The following is a 16,428-nucleotide window of genomic DNA, read 5'->3' as shown; positions in this document are numbered from 1 at the left end:
AGTTGGCGTTTGCCGGGCGGGACTTGCACGCTGGAAAATGCCGCCTTTGCACGGCGCACGCCAGAAGCGTTCGTACGAAGCTGACGCGAAGCTTGGTGGAGAGCGGACGTCCCGGCGGCTACGCCGCGCCCGCCCCGCGCCCCGCGTATGCCAATGCCAGCGCCAGCCTTGCCCCGACCTCGGCATTGTGTTTCACGAGCGCGATGTTTGTCGCCAGGCTGCGTCCACCGGTCAGCGCCTTGATGCGAGCCAGCAGGAAGGGTGTCACCGCCTTACCGGTGATGCCTTGCGCCGTGGCCTCGGCGAGCGCCTGCTGGGTCAGCGCGTCGATCTCTTCGAACGCTATCGCTGCCGCTTCCGGCACCGGAGTGCTCAACACCACACCGCCCACGAGTCCCAGGTCCCACTTGGTGCGAATGAAGCGTGCCTGCTCCGCTGCGTGGTCCAGCCTGAAGTCCACGCGAAAGCCGCTGTCGCGCGTGTAGAACGCGGCGAAATTGTCTTGCTCGCAACTCAGCACCGGCACGCCGTGCGTTTCCAGGTATTCCAATGTGAGTTCAATGTCCAGGATGGACTTCGCACCGGCACAGACCACCGCCACCGAGGTCTTCGCCAGCTCCTGCAGGTCGGCCGAGATGTCAAAGGTTTGCTGCGCGCCCCGGTGCACCCCGCCAATGCCTCCGGTGACGAAGACCTCGATGCCGGCCAGGGCGGCACAGATCATCGTGCCAGCCACTGTCGTGGCGCCAAGCCCGCCGCCGGCCAGCACGGCCGGCAGGTCGCGGCGGCTAACCTTGTGTACCTGGTCCGAGCGGCCGAGCAGTTCCAGCTCGTCGTCCGTAAGACCGATGTGGATTCGCCCACCGATCAGTGCGATAGTCGCGGGTTCAACTCCCAGGTCACGGATCAAGGCCTCCACTTCGCGCGCAGTGCGAACGTTCTCCGGGTAGGGCATGCCGTGGGCGATGATGGTCGATTCCAGCGCCACGAGCGGGCGGCCGGCGGCCTGTGCAGCGGCCACAGGCGCGCTGCAGGTCAACCAGGAGTGTGCAAGGTCGGTAACCATGTCGATGCTTTCGGCGGTGTAATTCACAAGTATGCAGCACGAGGCTGCTCCGCGGGTCGTTGTGCAAGCGCGGGGTCGTGCTCCCGCAGCGCACGACCGCGCCCGGCGAACCAGACCTACCCTGGCGACACGCATGGATATAAGCGGTGGCGAATGCGCGCTAAACTGGGTGCGCTACGGAAAAGATCGAGGGATCGGGCTCAAGGCGATGAAATTCACCGGGATGATGCTCCGTCTCACCGTCGCGTGCCTGATCGTGTTCGCCGGAGTCGCCATCTTGCAGGATCGTTTTATCTACTTCCCTGAGAAGGCCGCAATCGAGGACGTCGCTTCCGGCGGACTTCGCGCCTGGCCGACACCTGAGGCTTTCCGGGGCCTCGTGGCCGAGCCGGCCGGATCCGCGCGCGCCACTGTCATCGTCTTTCATGGCAATGCGGGGCATGCCGGACACCGCTCGTTCTATGCCGCAGTGCTCACCCGGCTCGGGTTGCGCGTGATTCTCGCCGAATATCCAGGCTACGGGCCGCGCGACGGCGCGCCAGGCGAAGAGAGTCTGGTCGCCGATGCCCAACAAACCATCGCGCTGGCGCATCGCCTCTATGGCGCGCCACTGCTGCTCATCGGCGAATCGCTCGGGGCCGGCGTGGTGGCCTCGGCCGGCTCGCGTGAACGCGACAAGATCGCCGGTTTAATGCTCATCACGCCATGGGATCGGCTCGAGCACGTCGCCGCTTACCACTATCCGTGGCTGCCCGTGAAGTGGCTGCTGCGCGACCAATACGACAGCGTAACCCACCTGGCGTCGTTCGGCCGCCCTGTTCTCGTCGTGGTTGCTGAACGCGACAGCATAGTCCCCCCGCGCTTCGGCGAAGCGCTCTACAACTCGCTGGCCGAACCGAGACAACTGATCGTGGTGAAGGCGGCTGACCATAACGACTGGATTGGCCACGTCAACGAAAACTGGTGGCGGGAGGCGACTGACTTCCTGCTCACGCCTTTGCATTGAAATATGAAGACGCGACCGGTCCCGTCCAGCTCGGAACGCATCTATGTCCTCGATGCGAAGAACAGACCTGTCGAGGTGTTCGACCACGGCGCGTGGTCGCGCTGGATGACTGAGAACGAGCTGATCTTCCGCCGCACGCTGCTGGACGAATCCGGCGTGACGGTCACGACCCGCTTCCGCGGTGTGTCCGAACCGAAAACCGGGGAGGTTTTGCTGTTCGTGACGCGCGTCGCCGGAATGGAAGCGCGAGACAACACGAGCTACGGAGCACGTACGCTCGATGAGGCGCTGGAGCAGCATGAGCGCATCGTGCAGAAAATCCTCCGGATGCTGACCGCGCGGTGATCGCCACAGCGCGACGATTCTCCGCGAGACGCAAATGCCACAGAAGGCGCAAGGGCGTGTAGATTAGGATATTGTTGCGACCCGCCACTGTGTCTTCGAATCGGTCGCCATCCGAGTCAGTCCTGAAGTTGCACAGGAGCCGGCATGAACACGAAGCACAGCAAGAAAGGTCATCTCGAAGCCGCGGCGTCACACCACGAGCAGGCCGCGCGACATCACCGCGAGGCGTCGCGCCATTTCGATGACGGTCAAGACTTTACCCACGCCGCACATCAGGCGATGTTGGCCCATGGCCACACGTTGCATGCGATCGATCAGGCACACGACGCTGGCGCGCACAGCGCCAATACGCCATCAATAACGCCTCCATCGACCGGCTCAGGCGCAAGTGCCGCGGACGTGGCAAAACATCATGCGGCGGCCGTGGAGCTTCACACGCAGGCGGCGCAGCATATGCGCCACGCCGTCAAGCTCTTCGATCAGGATCGTAGCGCGGCCTCCCACGACGCACAGCTAGCGCTCTCCCTTGCACTGCGCGCTTTGTCCCATGGCAACGAAGCAGCCAGACTATTTGTCAAGCTCGCTGCCAGTGGTGCATCGTGAGTTAAGGCCTGGTTGAATTCAAGCCAGTCACATCCTATTTGGTGGAGTATTCGGAGTGGTGCGGTATCTGCTTATACCGCTTCTTGAGCGCACTGAAAGCTGAATCGCTTTCTGCACGGCATGCACGCCGTACAGCACCAGGTTGTCGCGCGGATCTACGGTCGTGGGCCTGCCGCAAAGATCTGCGCATTGATAGGGATGGCGCAATCCAGCGCGCCACTCGCGACTACGCCTTTCGCTCCAGCAGGTCTGTCGCGAAAGACTTCGCATGCGCTAAGGCCTCATGCGCGTCGAGGAATACACCGAGCTGATCCCAGTGCTCTTCGACCGCGTACGTTCCTTTCATACCGAGTGCCCTCTGAACGCGCAATTGCGCTGCGTACCTGCCGTCCTCCAATGGTCGAGCGGTCGCTATTACCTTGTGCGGAAGGTCGGATCTTTCTGGCTGAACCAACTCGACAGGACCGCCAGGTACGCCGATATCTTTCAACTCGTTCCTGACTTTGCAGTCCGGGCAGTAGAAGCACCACCCCTCGTCCTCGTGATTGGATCTGACCTGCCCGCGAGCCAGCACGGCGCGACATTCAACGTTTTCGCAGATGAACGGCATAGCAGTTTCCAGAGTTGTTTGAAAGAAATCCTAGCATGTCCGCCGAGGGCCAACCATCGGCATTGTTGCCGTGCCTGAGGCGAAGGAAAACCCTGAAGCGCGACCGGGCGAGATCGGGTTACGCGGCCACAGCGTCACCGTAATCAGGTATAGAACGCCGCTGATCGCCACAGTAGGCGATCCAGGTCGAGCCAACGGCCATCAGCGCCCACAACGGGAGCCCTGACCGTCGCTCACGTGTGGCCGGTCGTCCGGTTTTTTTTGCCTTCGCGTGGGACGGAGCGCTGCCTGGCATCTTTCGAGCAGCGCTTAGGATCGCCAAGAAGCTTGACAAGTTGTATTTCGCATTCGGAAAAGGAGTAGCCACGTCGGTGCGAGATCATGAATGTGAGAGGACGCATGTGCCACGCGCGCCGTTGGAGTTCGACAAGTGTCCCATTCGCGAGGTCTTCCGCAACCATGTGACGCGGCATGTGCCCCCAGCACAGGCTTCCCCTGAGCAGATCGTGTTTCGCCCCGAGGTCATTCACCCACCACTGGCGCTCACCGGCGACCCCCTGCTGTGTCTTTTCTGCATCGGACTGATTGTCGGTTACCACGAGCTGGATGTGCCGGCTAAATTCTTCCCGCGTGAGCGGTCCCGCGACTGCGGCCAGCGGATGCGATGGCGCACAGACTGTCACCATTTGCGCTTCACATAAATGCTGCCTTTCTATGGCACCTGGGCTCAACTCAGGCACGTCCATGATCGTCACCGCCAATGCGCACGTGGCTTCGAGAACCAGGCGCTCGCCACCCTGCATCGTCGTCATGCGCAGATTGATTGCAATCGTCGGAAACTTTGCCTGCACGGCGCGCAGGCATTCAATCAGGTGCGCTCGCGGAAAATAGGTATCCACGGCAATCGAGATCTGTGGGACCCCAGCTTCGGCAATCGAGACCGCGCGCATCTTCATTTCTTCAGTGCGTGAGATGACCCCACGCGCATCAGGCAGGAGGCTGCGGCCTGCGACGGTGAGCGTCGCTTTGCGGGTATTGCGTTCGAACAGCACCACATCAAAGGCGCTTTCAAGCGCCTTGATCGCGTGACTGATCGCCGACTGCGCACGCTTCAGCTCCTTCGCTGCCGCCGAAAAGCTTCCCTGATCACACACGGCAACGAAGGTCCGAAGTTGGTTGATGGTGACGTTGTCAAGCATAGGTATCTAAAAATTAGATGATATCTATACATATTCAGTCAATTGTCTTCATGAATCAAGCGATTCAGAATTGGGGCTGTCGCTTTTGTTTCCAAGGATGCGTGACATGAACAGACTGAATGGAAAGACCGCCGTGATCACCGGTGGCGCCACCGGCATCGGCCTCGCCGCAGCAAAGCGCTTCATCGAGGAAGGGGCCTTCGTCTTCATCTTCGGGCGCCGGCAGGAAGCGCTCGACGCAGCTGTGGCCGACCTTGGGCCCCATGCCCGCGCGGTGAAGGGCTCGGTCTCCGATCAGACCGACCTCGACCGACTCTACGCGGCGGTGAAGGCCGAGCGCGGAACGCTCGAAATCGTCTTCGCCAATGCGGGAGCGGGAAGCCCGCTTCCGCTTGGCGAGATCACCGCCGAGCACATTGACGAGACCTTCGACACCAATGTGAAGGGCACGATCTTAACGGTCCAGAAGGCGCTTCCGCTGATGGGCGAAGGCGGTTCGATCATTTTGACCGGTTCGAGCGCCGGCACCACGGGTGCCCCGGCATTCAGCGCCTACAGCGCGAGCAAGGCGGCCGTGCGCAACCTCGCGCGGACCTGGGCGGAGGACCTGAAAGGTACCGGCATCCGGGTCAATGTGTTGTCGCCCGGAGCGACGGCGACCGAACTGGCGAAGGCGGCACTGGGCGAGGAGGGCCAGAAGGCCTTTGCCGCGATGACTCCGCTTCAACGCATGGCCGATCCGGCGGAGATCGGAGCGGTGGCCGCCTTTCTCGCATCGTCAGACAGCAGCTTCATGACCGCCAGCGAGGTCGCCGTCGACGGCGGCCTGGCGCAACTCTGAGGAGAAAAATCAAATGGCACAACCACTAAAGGGCAAAACCGCCCTCGTTACCGGCGCATCGCGGGGCATTGGCCGAGCCATCGCCCAACGTCTCGCAGAGGATGGCGCGATGGTCGCGCTGACCTACAACACCAGCAAATCCGGCGCGGACGAGGCGGTCGCGGCCATCGAGAAAGCGGGAGGCACGGCATTCGCGATCCATGCGGATCTCGTTGACCCGGCAACCATCCCGGCCTTGTTCGAGAAGCTCGACGACGATTTGACCCGGCGCAACGGCAGCAAAGCTCTCGACATTCTGGTCAACAACGCCGGCAACTCCGGTTGGGTCGGCTTCAAGGACGCGACGCCGGACAGTTGGGACACCTTGATGGCGGTCTACGCCCGCGCGCCCTTCTTCGTCGTTCAGGCCGCCCTGGAGCGTCTCGCCGATGGCGGACGCATCATCAACATTTCGTCCGCTGCCGCCACGAAGCCGGTGACCGCCGCGCCCGTCTACTCGATGGCCAAGGCGGCCATCAACAACCTGACCCACGCGCTCGCGGCCGAGCTGGGGCCGCGCGGAATTACCGCAAACGCCGTCGCGCCGGGCTACACGCGAACGGACGCGAACGCCGCCTTCCGGGAGAATCCCGAACTCGTGAAAGCAGTCGAGGCCGAAATCGCGCTGGGCCGCTTTGGTGAGCCATCGGAAATCGCCGCCGTCGTGGCGTTCCTGGCTTCTGACGAAGGCCACTGGGTGACCGGCCAGACGATCGAAGCGAGCGGCGGCTACAAGCTCTGAGCGCGCCGAAAAACCGAAGGAGAATCTCATGAGCTACGCAATTATCGGCTTCGGCAAGATTGGCCACGCGCTGGCCAAGGCGTTTGCCCGCAATGGCCTCGAAGTATCCGTTGCCACCACGCGCGACCCGGCAAGCTTTGCATCCGATGCAGCCGCCATCGGGCCCACGATCATTCCCAAAACCCTGGCGGAAGCTGTCAAGGCGGACGTCATCTTTCTGGCAGTCCGTTTCGAGTCGCACCCGGAGGTCACGAAGGCGTTGCCCGACTGGAAGGGAAAGACCGTCATCGACGCGATGAACACGCAGGCCCCGCTTGAGGAACTGGGCGGTCTCCCGTCCTCCGCCTTCGTCGCGAAGGCATTCACCGGAGCCCGCCTGGTGAAAGGATTCAATCATCTGGTTGCTGCCGTTCTTGACCAGGACCCGGCTGTACACGGTGGCAGGAGAGTCGTGTTCCTGGCGAGCGACGATGCTGCCGCCGCAGCGGAGATTGGTGCGCTTGCGAAAAATCTCGGTTTCGCGCCGATCCAACTTGGCGTGCTTTCGGAAGGTGGATTGCTTGTGCATGCGCGCGGAAAGAACTGGGGTCACCTGATCTTCAAGGACTTGGTCAAGTTCGACTAATGAATCGTGATCGCAAAATTTAAATTCGATCCTGCCTGGTGGACAAAGCATAGCCACACTTTGATTGAAGGGATGGCGACGCCGGTAGTAAGCCGGTCGCCCCCGACATTTTGCGCCTCGTCATCCCACGAAAGTTCTGGGTTCGCAATAACGCGCATATCGGGCACTAGGAGAGGCGCCGCGGCAGAAAGCTCGCCACCGTCTCTGCACCGATGCTTTCCATTACCGCGATGGCATGATCGATTTGCAGCTTGGTATGGGCGGCATTCATCATGAAACGCAGTCGTGCTTGTCCGACTGGCACGGCCGGAAACTGGACTGAGTCGACGTGGACGCCTTCTTCACGCAGAGCCTTGGTGTAGCGTAGGCACAGTTCAGTGTCGCCGATCAGCACGGGAACGATTGCCGTCTCGGTCGACAACAGCTGGTAGCCGAGCGAGCGTATGCGCTCGATGAAATACCGCTGGTTGTCCCACAGCTTTTGCCGCCGTTGCGGCTCTTCGGCCATCAGATCGAGCGCAGCCAGTAGCGCGCTAGCCTGGTCTGGCGGCGGCGGGCAGGTAAAACCATAGGCGGAACTGGTAAGCCGGATCACGTCAGCCATCTCGCGATCGACCGCCACGAAGCCGCCAATGGCGCCAAATGCCTTGCTCAACGTGCCCATCTGGATGATATGAGGGCTGTAGCAACCGAAATGTTCCGAGGTCCCGCCGCCGTGCTCGCCAAGCACGCCGGTCGCATGCGCATCATCGATATACAGGATGGCGCCATAGCGCTCGGCTAGCGCCAACAAGTCCGGCAGGGGGGTAATCGTCCCTTCCATGCTGAACACGCCGTCGCTGACGATGATTGGTGTGGTGCCGTCCCCCGCCTGCAGGAGTGACTCCAGATGATTCAGGTCGCGGTGTCTGTAGGTGTGGCGCAGCGCGCCGGACATCTGGATGCCTTCCCGAATGCTGATGTGATTGAACTCATCCGAATAGTAGGCATATTTGCGGCGAGTACTGGGGCGGTAGCCGTGTAAGCGCGCCAACGTAGCGGCTTTGACCAGCGTCGACAGCACGCCGAGATTGGTCATATAGCCAGTCACGAAGAGCACCGCGTCGCTTTTGTGCTTGAGTGCACCGAGGCGTGCCTCGAGTTCGCGATAGACCTCGAGATCGCCGCCCAGAAGCCGCGACTCGCAGTTACCGACGCCATAGCGATCCAGCCCCTGCTTGGCGGCAGTTACCAACCGGGGATGATTCGCCAGCGCCAGATAATTGTTCGAACTGAACGAAACGAATTGACGCCCGTTCGAAATGAAGGTGGGATCCGGAAGTGTCGCGTGAACGTCAGAGACGTGGTGAATCGTGTGGCTTTCCAGCCAGTGCGCGATTTCGCTCAAGTCATGCATGATGTTTTCCGTTTTGGCGCTGTGACAGATCGTGTTGGCCAATGACTGGAAAAATCACATTCTGCGAGCTGTTCAGAAAAGGGAGTCTGTCGCCATGGCACTCGGGATCTGCGCCGGATCGACACCGGCGCATGATGTTGCCATCGCGAAACGCTGGAGCGTACCTATCAATCAGGTTTTTGTAAATGCTTTGTGGATAGGCCGCAACTGTGAGGGTTGATAGCTTTTTCGAGGGGGCACTTTCCATTCGCGCACGAGCGAGGTTGCCCGCGATGTGAAACGGCTGAATCGCGATTTATCCCGGCATTAGTGAGCGGCGCGGCTTGGCGTGGCGGGCGGTTAGGCCAGAGAAGTGAATGGGCGCTTCGTGCGCAACCTCGGCCATTCAAGTCACTTCGTCGACCGTCGCCTCCTGGCCGGGTGCCGACTCATGCGATTGGCATACATGCTTCGCTCTTGCACGGCTGCGTTCGGCAGCACGCGGACCCTAAAGAGACATCCGAGTTTGGATTTGCAGCCGTCCGTTGCCAAGCGGGATCTGGCCATTCAGGAAACCGGTTTCGCGCACTGGCGATACCACGGCAAACGAGAGCCGCGTCGAAGTAATCGGCGCCCTCAAGGAGCGAGTTGCCAACGCAGGACCGGATGGGTCGCCGCGGCCGGCAGTGCCCAGACGCCGGTTGAACTGAAGTCGAACGTCGGGCCGAAGCTCGATGGCACGCTCATCTGCGCGGTGGTGAGCCCATTCGCGCTCGGCACGGGAGTACCCGTGCCCACGCCGACCGTGGCCCCGGTTGTCTGCGTGTCCCAGAAGACGTCGTTGGCGATCTTGCCGGTATTGCTGAGAGCAAGACCGATCGACGGCGGCCCGAGACTGGGCGAGACGACCTGGGTAACTGTGCCGGTCGCGAAGGATTGCTCGATCGTGCCGGTGTTGCTTTGGACAAGGGCCGCGCTTCCGCCTCCGCAGGAGTTACCGTTGAAACCGCAGTAGTCGGGCGTGAAGGTGACGGAGCCGGTGGCATATGACTGCGTGATCAGACCGTCGTTTTTGCCTACCAGACCGCCGGCGCCTTGAGTGTGAGCAACGGCATTCACGGTGCCCGAAAACGGTGGCGGGATGTCCGGGCTTTGCGCCTCGTACGACTGCCGGATCACGCCGGTGCTGGAGTTGTATCCGACGAGGCCGCCCAAAAACGCGCCCTCGCTCACCATCGCCGCGTCGCTGGACGAGCGTGTGATCGTGCCGTAATTCGACCCCAGCAGGCCGCCGCTTATCGAATCCACCGAGACGAAACCCTCAGACGGCGAAAGGCTGCCACTCGTCTGGGCATGCACGATCAGGCCGTCGTTGACGCCGGCCAGGATGCCAAAGGAGCCATAGCCGCTGATGCTTACGAAGCCATTTACGCTGACGTTGCGAACGACGGCCGTCGCGCCGATCACACCGAACAGACCACTCGCTGCCTCGGGATTCGCCGGATCGCTTGTGGCGGGAACACTCTGCCACGCATTCAGATTCGAGATCGTGCGGCCCATGCCATCAAACTGCCCGGTGAACGGCGTGGCGCCTGTTCCGATCGGCACATAAACGCCTGTGCCGCAGCATCGTGGCGTGCTGATGTCGATGTCCTTGCCGAGCGCATAGTTGCCAGCAAGATCGAGCGATATGTTTTCCAGATTCGCGAGCGAATTGACGAGCCGGTAGCCGGTAATCTGCGTGATCAGTCCGCTGTCGGACGGTGCCGTCCAAGCCGTGTTGGCAAGCAGCGTCCCCGGCGCGTAGGTGCCGTTCATGTCGTACAGCGCGCCGACCGTCCCGGTGCTTTTCGACCAGTCGATCGTGCCGGCGTTCGTCACGCTGCCGCCGTTATCGATGCCCGTCGCGTCCGCACGCAGCGTGAGGTCACCAGAACCCGTGTTGCGGATCTTCGTGCCCGACGAAAGCGCGACGTTATGGTAAGCCGCGAGCGTCAGCGCCGACGCACCGTGCCAGTCGATATCGGATGCGATCTGCAGGTCTCCGGCCGCACCATTGGCGCCGGTGGTCGTGAGGTCGACCATGCTGCCCGCATTCAGGCTGCGCTCGAGCGCACGCGCGACTGAGGCGTCCACGGTGAGCGATGGCGTCGCGATGTTCCATCGACCGGCGTACACGGCGGCGCCTCTCTGGAAAGACAGTTGCGCTGCCTCGGTATCAACCGTGCCTCCGCGGCCGTCAGCGTTCTTCGCCACGATCGCGCCTTGTTGCGACACCGTGCCGTGGTCCGCCACGAGCCACACGTGGCCGTCGCGGGTCGCCGTGCCCGTCGCACGAATGCGCGCGCCGCCGCCCGCGAGCGCGTACACGTTGCCGTCCGCGGCTTGCAGGCTGATCTGCGCGGCGCGCGTGGTACCCGAATCAATCACATTGCCCGCGCTGCCCGCCTGGACGAATACCTGTTGGCCGCTCGACGAGTCCTGCAGCAGCACCTTCGATCCGGCCGCGAATTCCGCCGTGCCTTCAGGCGCATTGACGGTTCCAGCGTTGATCACGGTCCGGGCGAGCAGGAACACGTCGCCGCCACTGGAGCTGATCTTCCCGAGATTCACGACTACCGCGTCCGAGTTGCCCGACAGGGTAAGCGCGCCGCCGTTCATGAACGCGCAGTCGCACGTGTCCAGCGTGGATGCGACGAAGCGTCCGCCCGTCGCCACCACGCCGGATCGACCCACGACGATGCCTTGCGGATTGATCAAGTACACGCTGCCCGTGGCAGTGAGCGTGCCGAGGATCGCTGAGAGCGAGCCACCCGTCACCCGGTTCAGCGTCGCACCTCCGCCGTTGTTGAACGTCACGCTATTGTTCCTGCCGATCAAGAAGCTGTTCCAGTCGATCACACCGCGTGTCGAATCAGGTTGGGTGATCACGAGGCTGTTGCCCGCGCCCGCTATCGTGCCGGTGCCAGCGACGTAATGGCCGCCCTGCGGAAGGCTGCCCGCCGCGAACGCCACGGGTGTCAGGCAAAGCCCAGTCAGCGAAATGCCAGTGGCAAGCCAGATGCGTCCGTTGGACTGCTCACGATTCCGTGCGCGTCCCACGGACCGAGGTCGTTCTGGACGTGACATACAGCCCCCTTTCCGCATGCATGCGGAATGGCCGCCAACGACCCGCGGAGCCGACCGGAGACGCGTGAGTCGCCGTGTCTGAAGAATAGCAGTTGGCGTCGCGCACGCATGCCGATATCTCAGCGCGTGGCGCCTTCTTATGGGGCTTTTTGTGCCAACCCGTTTGTGTGGGGGGACTTGGTGAAGAAAAACCAGGTGGTAGATAAATCGGAGGCGCCATTCGGTTCCACACCAACGCAATGACCACTCCCGAAGCTCTGCCGCCGTGCCTCGAAAGCTTACGAATAGGAGACCGATGCGGCAACGGCCAGTCGGGCGGGCGGCGGCTCAACCGATGCCGAGCCGCCGCTTTCGTCATTCAGGCAGCGAAGTCAGTCGATATCGACAGCGCCTTCCACGTTTCCGTTTCCTGCGTCACGTAAGCGTTTTTCGCAGCGATGGCAGCCAGTGTGTCCGTGCCGAGCGGAAGGCGCAACGGTGGATTCGACGCGTCGACCAGCGCGATCATGGCGGCTGCAAGCTTCCTCGGGTCGCCAGGCTGTTTGTGGTTCATTTGTACGGCCTTGCGGCGAACCGCATCCGAGGTTTCGTCATAATCGTCGATCACGTTCGGCGCAACGACGAGTGACGACGCATCCAGAAAGTCCGTACGAAAATACCCCGGCTCGACCACTGTCGCGTGAACGCCCAGCGGTTTCAACTTCGCATGCAACGCTTCCGTAATGCCTTCGACGGTGAACTTCGTCGACGAATACACGCCAAATCCCGCCGCGGCCCGATAGCCGCCAATCAATGAAATATTGATCACGTGGCCCGAGCGGTTCGCGCACATCGTCGGCAATACAGCACGCGTGACGTTCAGCAAGCCGAATACGTTTGTGTCGTACATGCGACGCACGTCCTTGTCGGCAGACTCTTCCACCGCACCCAGCAGACCAAAGCCAGCGTTGTTGACCAGCACGTCGATGCGGCCGAATTTTTCAACCGCCAACTGCACCGCCGCTTTTGCCTGAGCCTCGTCGGTGACGTCCAGCGCAACCGGCAGCAACCCAACCGAGTCGCCAAGACGCTCGACGATGGCCGGCACGTGACGTCCGGCGGCCACGACGGCGTTGCCGTCCGCGAGCGCCGCTTCGGCAATCAATGCGCCGATACCGCGTGAAGACGTTCATCGACTTCATGGTCGAGCGCATGGCCGGCAACGGAAACTTTTTCCTCGATCCGTCCGAGCTTCGCGCCAGGCAGCCACCGCGACAGGAACGCCCAGCGAGGGGACGTGGATAGTTGCAGCTTTGGCGGACCAGCGGCCCGGCCTACGCCTCCCGCTTGCTACGCCCATACAGCAGCAGCATCGCCGCGATCACCACGCCATAGATGATCTGACGCCCCGCCTCCGGCATCTGCGCGACCGAGAGGATCGATTGCAGCAGTGTGATGAGGATCGCGCCGGCCACCGTGCCGAGGTATGAGCCCCGTCCACCCAGAATCGACGTGCCGCCGAGCACGACCGCCGCGATCGCCGGCAACAGATAAGCATCGCCCATCGACTGTGCCGCCTTCGACGCATAGCCCGCGAGCAGCACGCCACCGAATGCCGCGAACGCGCTGCACACGGCGAAGGCGGTCACCGTCACGAGCCGCGTATCGATCCCGGAAAGATACGCCGCGCGCTCGGTGTTGCCGATCGCGTACAGCGTGCGGCCGAAGGTCGTGCGCGACAGCAGGAACACCGTGGCACCGCCGATCACCAGCCACAGCGCGACGGCATTCGGCACGCCCGGTACGAGCCAGCCCGCCGCCAGCCATCGCATCACCTGCGGCGCGGAATCCTGCGGCGACGATCCGCCGGTATAGACGATCATGATGCCCTGCGCGACCGCATTGGTCGCGAGCGTCGCGATCATCGACGGGATGCGCAGCAGCGCGACGAGGATGCCGTTGACGATGCCGATCAGCACGCCGCAACCGATCCCGACCGGAATCGCGAGGATGCGCCCGAGTTCGCCGTGCCCCGCGACCGCGCACGCCATCATCGCGCCGACGGTGATCGTCCACGGCAGCGACAGGTCGATGTGGCCGAGCAGGATCACCATCATCAGGCCGGTCGCAATGATGCCGAGGAACGCGCCGACCTTCAGTTGCAGCAGGATGTATTCCGGCGACGTGAAGTTCCGCGAATACATGCCGCCGACGAGCAGCAGCGCAACGATACACGCGAACGCGATCACGATCGGTTTGTCGATTCCGCGCGTGAGCCTCGACACGAACGTGGTCCGGCCGGTTGCGGAAACGTGGCTCATTGAAACCACTCCAGACGGTTGCGCACCCTGAACAAGCCGCACGCGCCGATCGCGACAGCAAGCAGAAGAATCACGCCCTGGAATAGCGGCTGCCACAGCGCATCGACGTTGAACACGAACAACAGATCGCCGATGGAACGGAACGCGAATGCGCCGAAGATCGCGCCGGTCGCGCTGCCCTTGCCGCCGAGCAGCGACACGCCGCCGATCACTACCGCGGCGATCGAAAACAGCGTGTACGAGTTCGCGCTGCCGAGGCTCGCATCGCCGGTGTCCGTGAAGAACGTCAGAAACAGGCCGCCGATTGCCGCGAGCAGGCCGGCCAGCGTATAGCTCGCGAACTTCGCGCGGCGGATCGGCATGCCGGACAGGAAAGCCGCGGGTTCGGACGACCCGGTCGCGTACGCCGCCCGCCCGACCGCCGAGCGTTTGAAAGGAATCCAGACGATCACTATCGCTGCGAGCAGAATCAGCAGGCTCGCAGGCAGGACGCCGGCGACCTTGCCGGTCAGCGCGTCGGCGAGGTCCTCGTTGATCGATCCGCCGGGCACAGGGCGCAGTAGCAGCGCCAGTCCGTAGTAGACGGCGCCCGTCGCAATCGTCGTCACGATCGGCTGCAGCCGGCCGAAAATGATGATCACGCCGTTCAGCGCGCCGCACAGCGCGCCCGCCGCGAGCACACCGGCGATGCCGAGCGCGCTGTGCAGCGTGTCGCCCGTGACGATCCACGATCCGATGCAATTCGTCAGCACCAGCGTCATGCCGATCGACAGGTCGATGCCGGCGGTCAGCGCGACGAGCGCCTGCCCCATCGAGACGAGCGCGAGCAATACCGCTTTGTTCGCTGCCGTCTGAAACACGTTGGCCGACAACGCCGACGGATAGTTGAACAGATAGATCGCGAACATCAGCACGAACAGGCCGAACGCGAACACCGCTCCGCGATTCTCCACATACCAGTAACGCAGCCCGCTCATAGCGCGACTCCCGTGGAAGGTGAAATCTGTCCGACGGGCAGGTCGAGAGCACTGGCAATCAGGTTCTGCTCGGTGATCGCCGAGCCGACGAGTTCCTTCTTGATCCTGCCTTCGTACAGTACGAGCACGCGGTCGCAGCAGCCGATCAGCTCGTCATAGTCGGTCGAATAGAACAGGATCGCGGCGCCTTCATCGGCGAGGCGCCTGAGCAGTTGATAAAGCTCCTGCTTGGTGCCGACGTCGATACCGCGCGTCGGGTCGCTCAGCAGCAGGATCCGTGGCTGCCGGATCAGCCACTTCGCGATGACCACCTTCTGCTGGTTGCCGCCCGACAGCGAGCCCACGGGCGCGTCGACGCTGAACGACTTGATCGCAAGCAGTTCCATCATCCGGTCGACGAGCGATTGCTGGCGGTCGCGATCGATGACGCCGGCGGTGGACATGCGATCGAGCGCGGCAAACGACAGGTTCTCGCGTACCGACATCGGCAGCATCAAGCCTTCGGTCTTGCGGTCCTCCGGTATCAGCGCCATACCGATTTCGTTGGCGCGCGCGGCCGTCGGGCTACCGATCGACACGGCTTTGCCGTCGATCTCGATCTTGCCCGCGCAACCGCGCAACACGCCGAACAGCGCGAGCAGCAGTTCGCGCTGGCCTTGTCCGTCGAGGCCGCCCAGCCCGAGTATTTCACCGCGCTTCAACGAAAAGCTGATGCCCTGCAGCGTGTCGCTCCACGCGAGATCACGACAGGCGAGAACCGGAGCGGTGGTGCGGCCGTCCGCGGGCTGGTCCGCCGGTTTGGCTGCGGGTTTGGCAGGAAACGCATGCTGGTACTTCCGGCCGATCATCATTTCGACGACCTCATTGTCGGAGCGCGCGCCTGCTTCGAAGCTCATCACATGGCGACCGTTCCGGTAGACCGTGCATTCGTCCGCGAGCGCCTTCACCTCGTGCATCCGGTGCGAGATAAACAGCAACGCGAGCCCCTCTTCGCGCAGGCGCTTGAGCACCTCGATCACGCGCGCGACGTCGGCCGCGGTCAGCGCCGACGTGGCTTCGTCGAGGATCAGAATGCGCGGCGCGTGTGCCAGCCCCTTCGCGAGCTCGACCATCTGCTGGCGCGACAGCGGCAGGTCCCGGACTTTGGCAAGCGGATTGATGTCGGCGGCGCCCGCTCGCGCGAGCGCCTCCTCGGCCTGGCGGCGCTGGGCCCGCCGGTCGATCATCCCGAAACGTCGCGGCGGGTTCGAAGCGAAGATGTTGTCCGCCACGCTCAAGTCGGGGATCAGTGACAGCTCCTGATATACGCAGACGATGCCGGCCGCGTTCGCCTCGGCGGGTGACGCGAACGAGACCTCCCGGCCATCGAGGTGCATCGTGCCCTCGTCCGCCCGCACGACGCCGGACATCACCTTCAGCAACGTGGACTTGCCCGCGCCGTTCTCGCCGAGGATCGCGTGAATGCGGCCCCTGCGCACCGTGAGTTCGGCTTGATCCAGCGCGACGGCGCCGCCGTAGCTTTTCGACACGCCAGACATCTGAAAGAACGGCTGCTCTGGGTCCTGCAGCAT

The 16,428-nt window shown here is 62.8% G+C and carries 15 protein-coding genes; 6 read left to right on the top strand and 9 right to left on the bottom strand.

Features of this window, described 5'->3' with window-relative positions; translation table 11 throughout:
* Nucleotides 1-118: 118 nt before the first annotated feature.
* A complete protein-coding gene (locus OKW43_RS35170) occupies nt 119-1,066 on the bottom strand; it encodes a pseudouridine-5'-phosphate glycosidase (protein WP_429454724.1) in 948 nt (315 codons plus the stop codon).
* 208 nt (nt 1,067-1,274) lie between these two features.
* Between OKW43_RS35170 and OKW43_RS35165 the strand changes: the two genes are divergently transcribed.
* The 3 genes from OKW43_RS35165 to OKW43_RS35155 all read left to right on the top strand — a co-directional run bounded on the left by OKW43_RS35165 (nt 1,275) and on the right by OKW43_RS35155 (nt 3,020).
* Nucleotides 1,275-2,072, top strand: coding sequence for an alpha/beta hydrolase (locus tag OKW43_RS35165; protein ID WP_429454723.1), 798 nt, complete (start codon nt 1,275-1,277; stop codon nt 2,070-2,072).
* Between the two features lie 3 nt (nt 2,073-2,075).
* A complete protein-coding gene (locus OKW43_RS35160) occupies nt 2,076-2,417 on the top strand; it encodes a hypothetical protein (RefSeq protein ID WP_429453012.1) in 342 nt (113 codons plus the stop codon).
* 144 nt (nt 2,418-2,561) lie between these two features.
* Nucleotides 2,562-3,020, top strand: a complete 459-nt coding sequence (locus tag OKW43_RS35155; RefSeq protein ID WP_429453010.1) for a hypothetical protein — start codon at nt 2,562-2,564, stop codon at nt 3,018-3,020.
* Between the two features lie 226 nt (nt 3,021-3,246).
* Here the strand turns inward: OKW43_RS35155 and OKW43_RS35150 are convergent, their stop codons facing one another.
* Both OKW43_RS35150 and OKW43_RS35145 read right to left on the bottom strand, forming a co-directional pair.
* Nucleotides 3,247-3,630 carry a hypothetical protein gene (locus OKW43_RS35150; RefSeq protein ID WP_429453008.1) on the bottom strand — a complete coding sequence of 128 codons (384 nt, stop codon included), beginning with the start codon at nt 3,628-3,630 and terminating at the stop codon, nt 3,247-3,249.
* Between the two features lie 233 nt (nt 3,631-3,863).
* Nucleotides 3,864-4,829 (bottom strand): LysR family transcriptional regulator, encoded by a 966-nt coding sequence (locus tag OKW43_RS35145; protein ID WP_429453006.1) that lies wholly within the window; start codon nt 4,827-4,829, stop codon nt 3,864-3,866.
* A 106-nt stretch (nt 4,830-4,935) separates the two neighbouring features.
* Between OKW43_RS35145 and OKW43_RS35140 the strand changes: the two genes are divergently transcribed.
* From OKW43_RS35140 to OKW43_RS35130, 3 genes are read left to right on the top strand one after another with little or no spacing between them, the layout of a single operon-like run.
* A complete protein-coding gene (locus OKW43_RS35140) occupies nt 4,936-5,670 on the top strand; it encodes an SDR family NAD(P)-dependent oxidoreductase (protein ID WP_429453004.1) in 735 nt (244 codons plus the stop codon).
* A gap of 13 nt (nt 5,671-5,683) precedes the next feature.
* Nucleotides 5,684-6,451, top strand: a complete 768-nt coding sequence (locus OKW43_RS35135) for an SDR family NAD(P)-dependent oxidoreductase (RefSeq protein WP_429453002.1) — start codon at nt 5,684-5,686, stop codon at nt 6,449-6,451.
* Nucleotides 6,452-6,479: 28 nt separating this feature from the next.
* The gene (locus OKW43_RS35130; RefSeq protein WP_429453000.1) at nt 6,480-7,076 is read left to right on the top strand and encodes an NADPH-dependent F420 reductase; all 597 of its coding nucleotides are present in this window, start codon (nt 6,480-6,482) and stop codon (nt 7,074-7,076) included.
* A gap of 166 nt (nt 7,077-7,242) precedes the next feature.
* Here the strand turns inward: OKW43_RS35130 and OKW43_RS35125 are convergent, their stop codons facing one another.
* The 6 genes from OKW43_RS35125 to OKW43_RS35100 all read right to left on the bottom strand — a co-directional run bounded on the left by OKW43_RS35125 (nt 7,243) and on the right by OKW43_RS35100 (nt 16,428).
* Nucleotides 7,243-8,472, bottom strand: a complete 1,230-nt coding sequence (locus OKW43_RS35125; protein ID WP_429452998.1) for an aminotransferase class I/II-fold pyridoxal phosphate-dependent enzyme — start codon at nt 8,470-8,472, stop codon at nt 7,243-7,245.
* Nucleotides 8,473-9,087: 615 nt separating this feature from the next.
* A complete protein-coding gene (locus OKW43_RS35120; RefSeq protein WP_429452996.1) occupies nt 9,088-11,580 on the bottom strand; it encodes a filamentous hemagglutinin N-terminal domain-containing protein in 2,493 nt (830 codons plus the stop codon).
* A 358-nt stretch (nt 11,581-11,938) separates the two neighbouring features.
* Entirely contained in the window at nt 11,939-12,733 is a 795-nt protein-coding gene (locus OKW43_RS35115; RefSeq protein WP_429454722.1) for an SDR family NAD(P)-dependent oxidoreductase, read from the bottom strand.
* Between the two features lie 160 nt (nt 12,734-12,893).
* Nucleotides 12,894-13,880 (bottom strand): ABC transporter permease, encoded by a 987-nt coding sequence (locus OKW43_RS35110; protein WP_429452994.1) that lies wholly within the window; start codon nt 13,878-13,880, stop codon nt 12,894-12,896.
* Entirely contained in the window at nt 13,877-14,857 is a 981-nt protein-coding gene (locus OKW43_RS35105) for an ABC transporter permease (RefSeq protein WP_187633717.1), read from the bottom strand. The genes OKW43_RS35110 and OKW43_RS35105 overlap by 4 nt, the downstream gene beginning before the upstream one ends.
* Nucleotides 14,854-16,428: a sugar ABC transporter ATP-binding protein gene (locus tag OKW43_RS35100; RefSeq protein ID WP_187633718.1), complete on the bottom strand. Its 1,575-nt coding sequence runs from the start codon at nt 16,426-16,428 to the stop codon at nt 14,854-14,856. The genes OKW43_RS35105 and OKW43_RS35100 overlap by 4 nt, the downstream gene beginning before the upstream one ends.

This window comes from Paraburkholderia sp. WC7.3g, assembly GCF_050436345.1.
GTDB lineage: Bacteria > Pseudomonadota > Gammaproteobacteria > Burkholderiales > Burkholderiaceae > Paraburkholderia > Paraburkholderia podalyriae.
This window is presented reverse-complemented; position numbering and strand designations above follow the sequence as displayed.

Bases quoted from the DNA above. Each gene is read 5' to 3' on its own strand.
- OKW43_RS35120 (WP_429452996.1), bottom strand. From the start codon at position 11,580: ATGTCACGTCCAGAACGACCTCGGTCCGTGGGACGCGCACGGAATCGT.
- OKW43_RS35170 (WP_429454724.1), bottom strand. From the start codon at position 1,066: ATGGTTACCGACCTTGCACACTCCTGGTTGACCTGCAGCGCGCCTGTG.
- OKW43_RS35100 (WP_187633718.1), bottom strand. From the start codon at position 16,428: ATGCTGCAGGACCCAGAGCAGCCGTTCTTTCAGATGTCTGGCGTGTCG.
- OKW43_RS35145 (WP_429453006.1), bottom strand. From the start codon at position 4,829: ATGCTTGACAACGTCACCATCAACCAACTTCGGACCTTCGTTGCCGTG.
- OKW43_RS35150 (WP_429453008.1), bottom strand. From the start codon at position 3,630: ATGCCGTTCATCTGCGAAAACGTTGAATGTCGCGCCGTGCTGGCTCGC.
- OKW43_RS35155 (WP_429453010.1), top strand. From the start codon at position 2,562: ATGAACACGAAGCACAGCAAGAAAGGTCATCTCGAAGCCGCGGCGTCA.
- OKW43_RS35160 (WP_429453012.1), top strand. From the start codon at position 2,076: ATGAAGACGCGACCGGTCCCGTCCAGCTCGGAACGCATCTATGTCCTC.
- OKW43_RS35125 (WP_429452998.1), bottom strand. From the start codon at position 8,472: ATGCATGACTTGAGCGAAATCGCGCACTGGCTGGAAAGCCACACGATT.
- OKW43_RS35135 (WP_429453002.1), top strand. From the start codon at position 5,684: ATGGCACAACCACTAAAGGGCAAAACCGCCCTCGTTACCGGCGCATCG.
- OKW43_RS35130 (WP_429453000.1), top strand. From the start codon at position 6,480: ATGAGCTACGCAATTATCGGCTTCGGCAAGATTGGCCACGCGCTGGCC.
- OKW43_RS35140 (WP_429453004.1), top strand. From the start codon at position 4,936: ATGAACAGACTGAATGGAAAGACCGCCGTGATCACCGGTGGCGCCACC.
- OKW43_RS35165 (WP_429454723.1), top strand. From the start codon at position 1,275: ATGAAATTCACCGGGATGATGCTCCGTCTCACCGTCGCGTGCCTGATC.
- OKW43_RS35105 (WP_187633717.1), bottom strand. From the start codon at position 14,857: ATGAGCGGGCTGCGTTACTGGTATGTGGAGAATCGCGGAGCGGTGTTC.
- OKW43_RS35110 (WP_429452994.1), bottom strand. From the start codon at position 13,880: ATGAGCCACGTTTCCGCAACCGGCCGGACCACGTTCGTGTCGAGGCTC.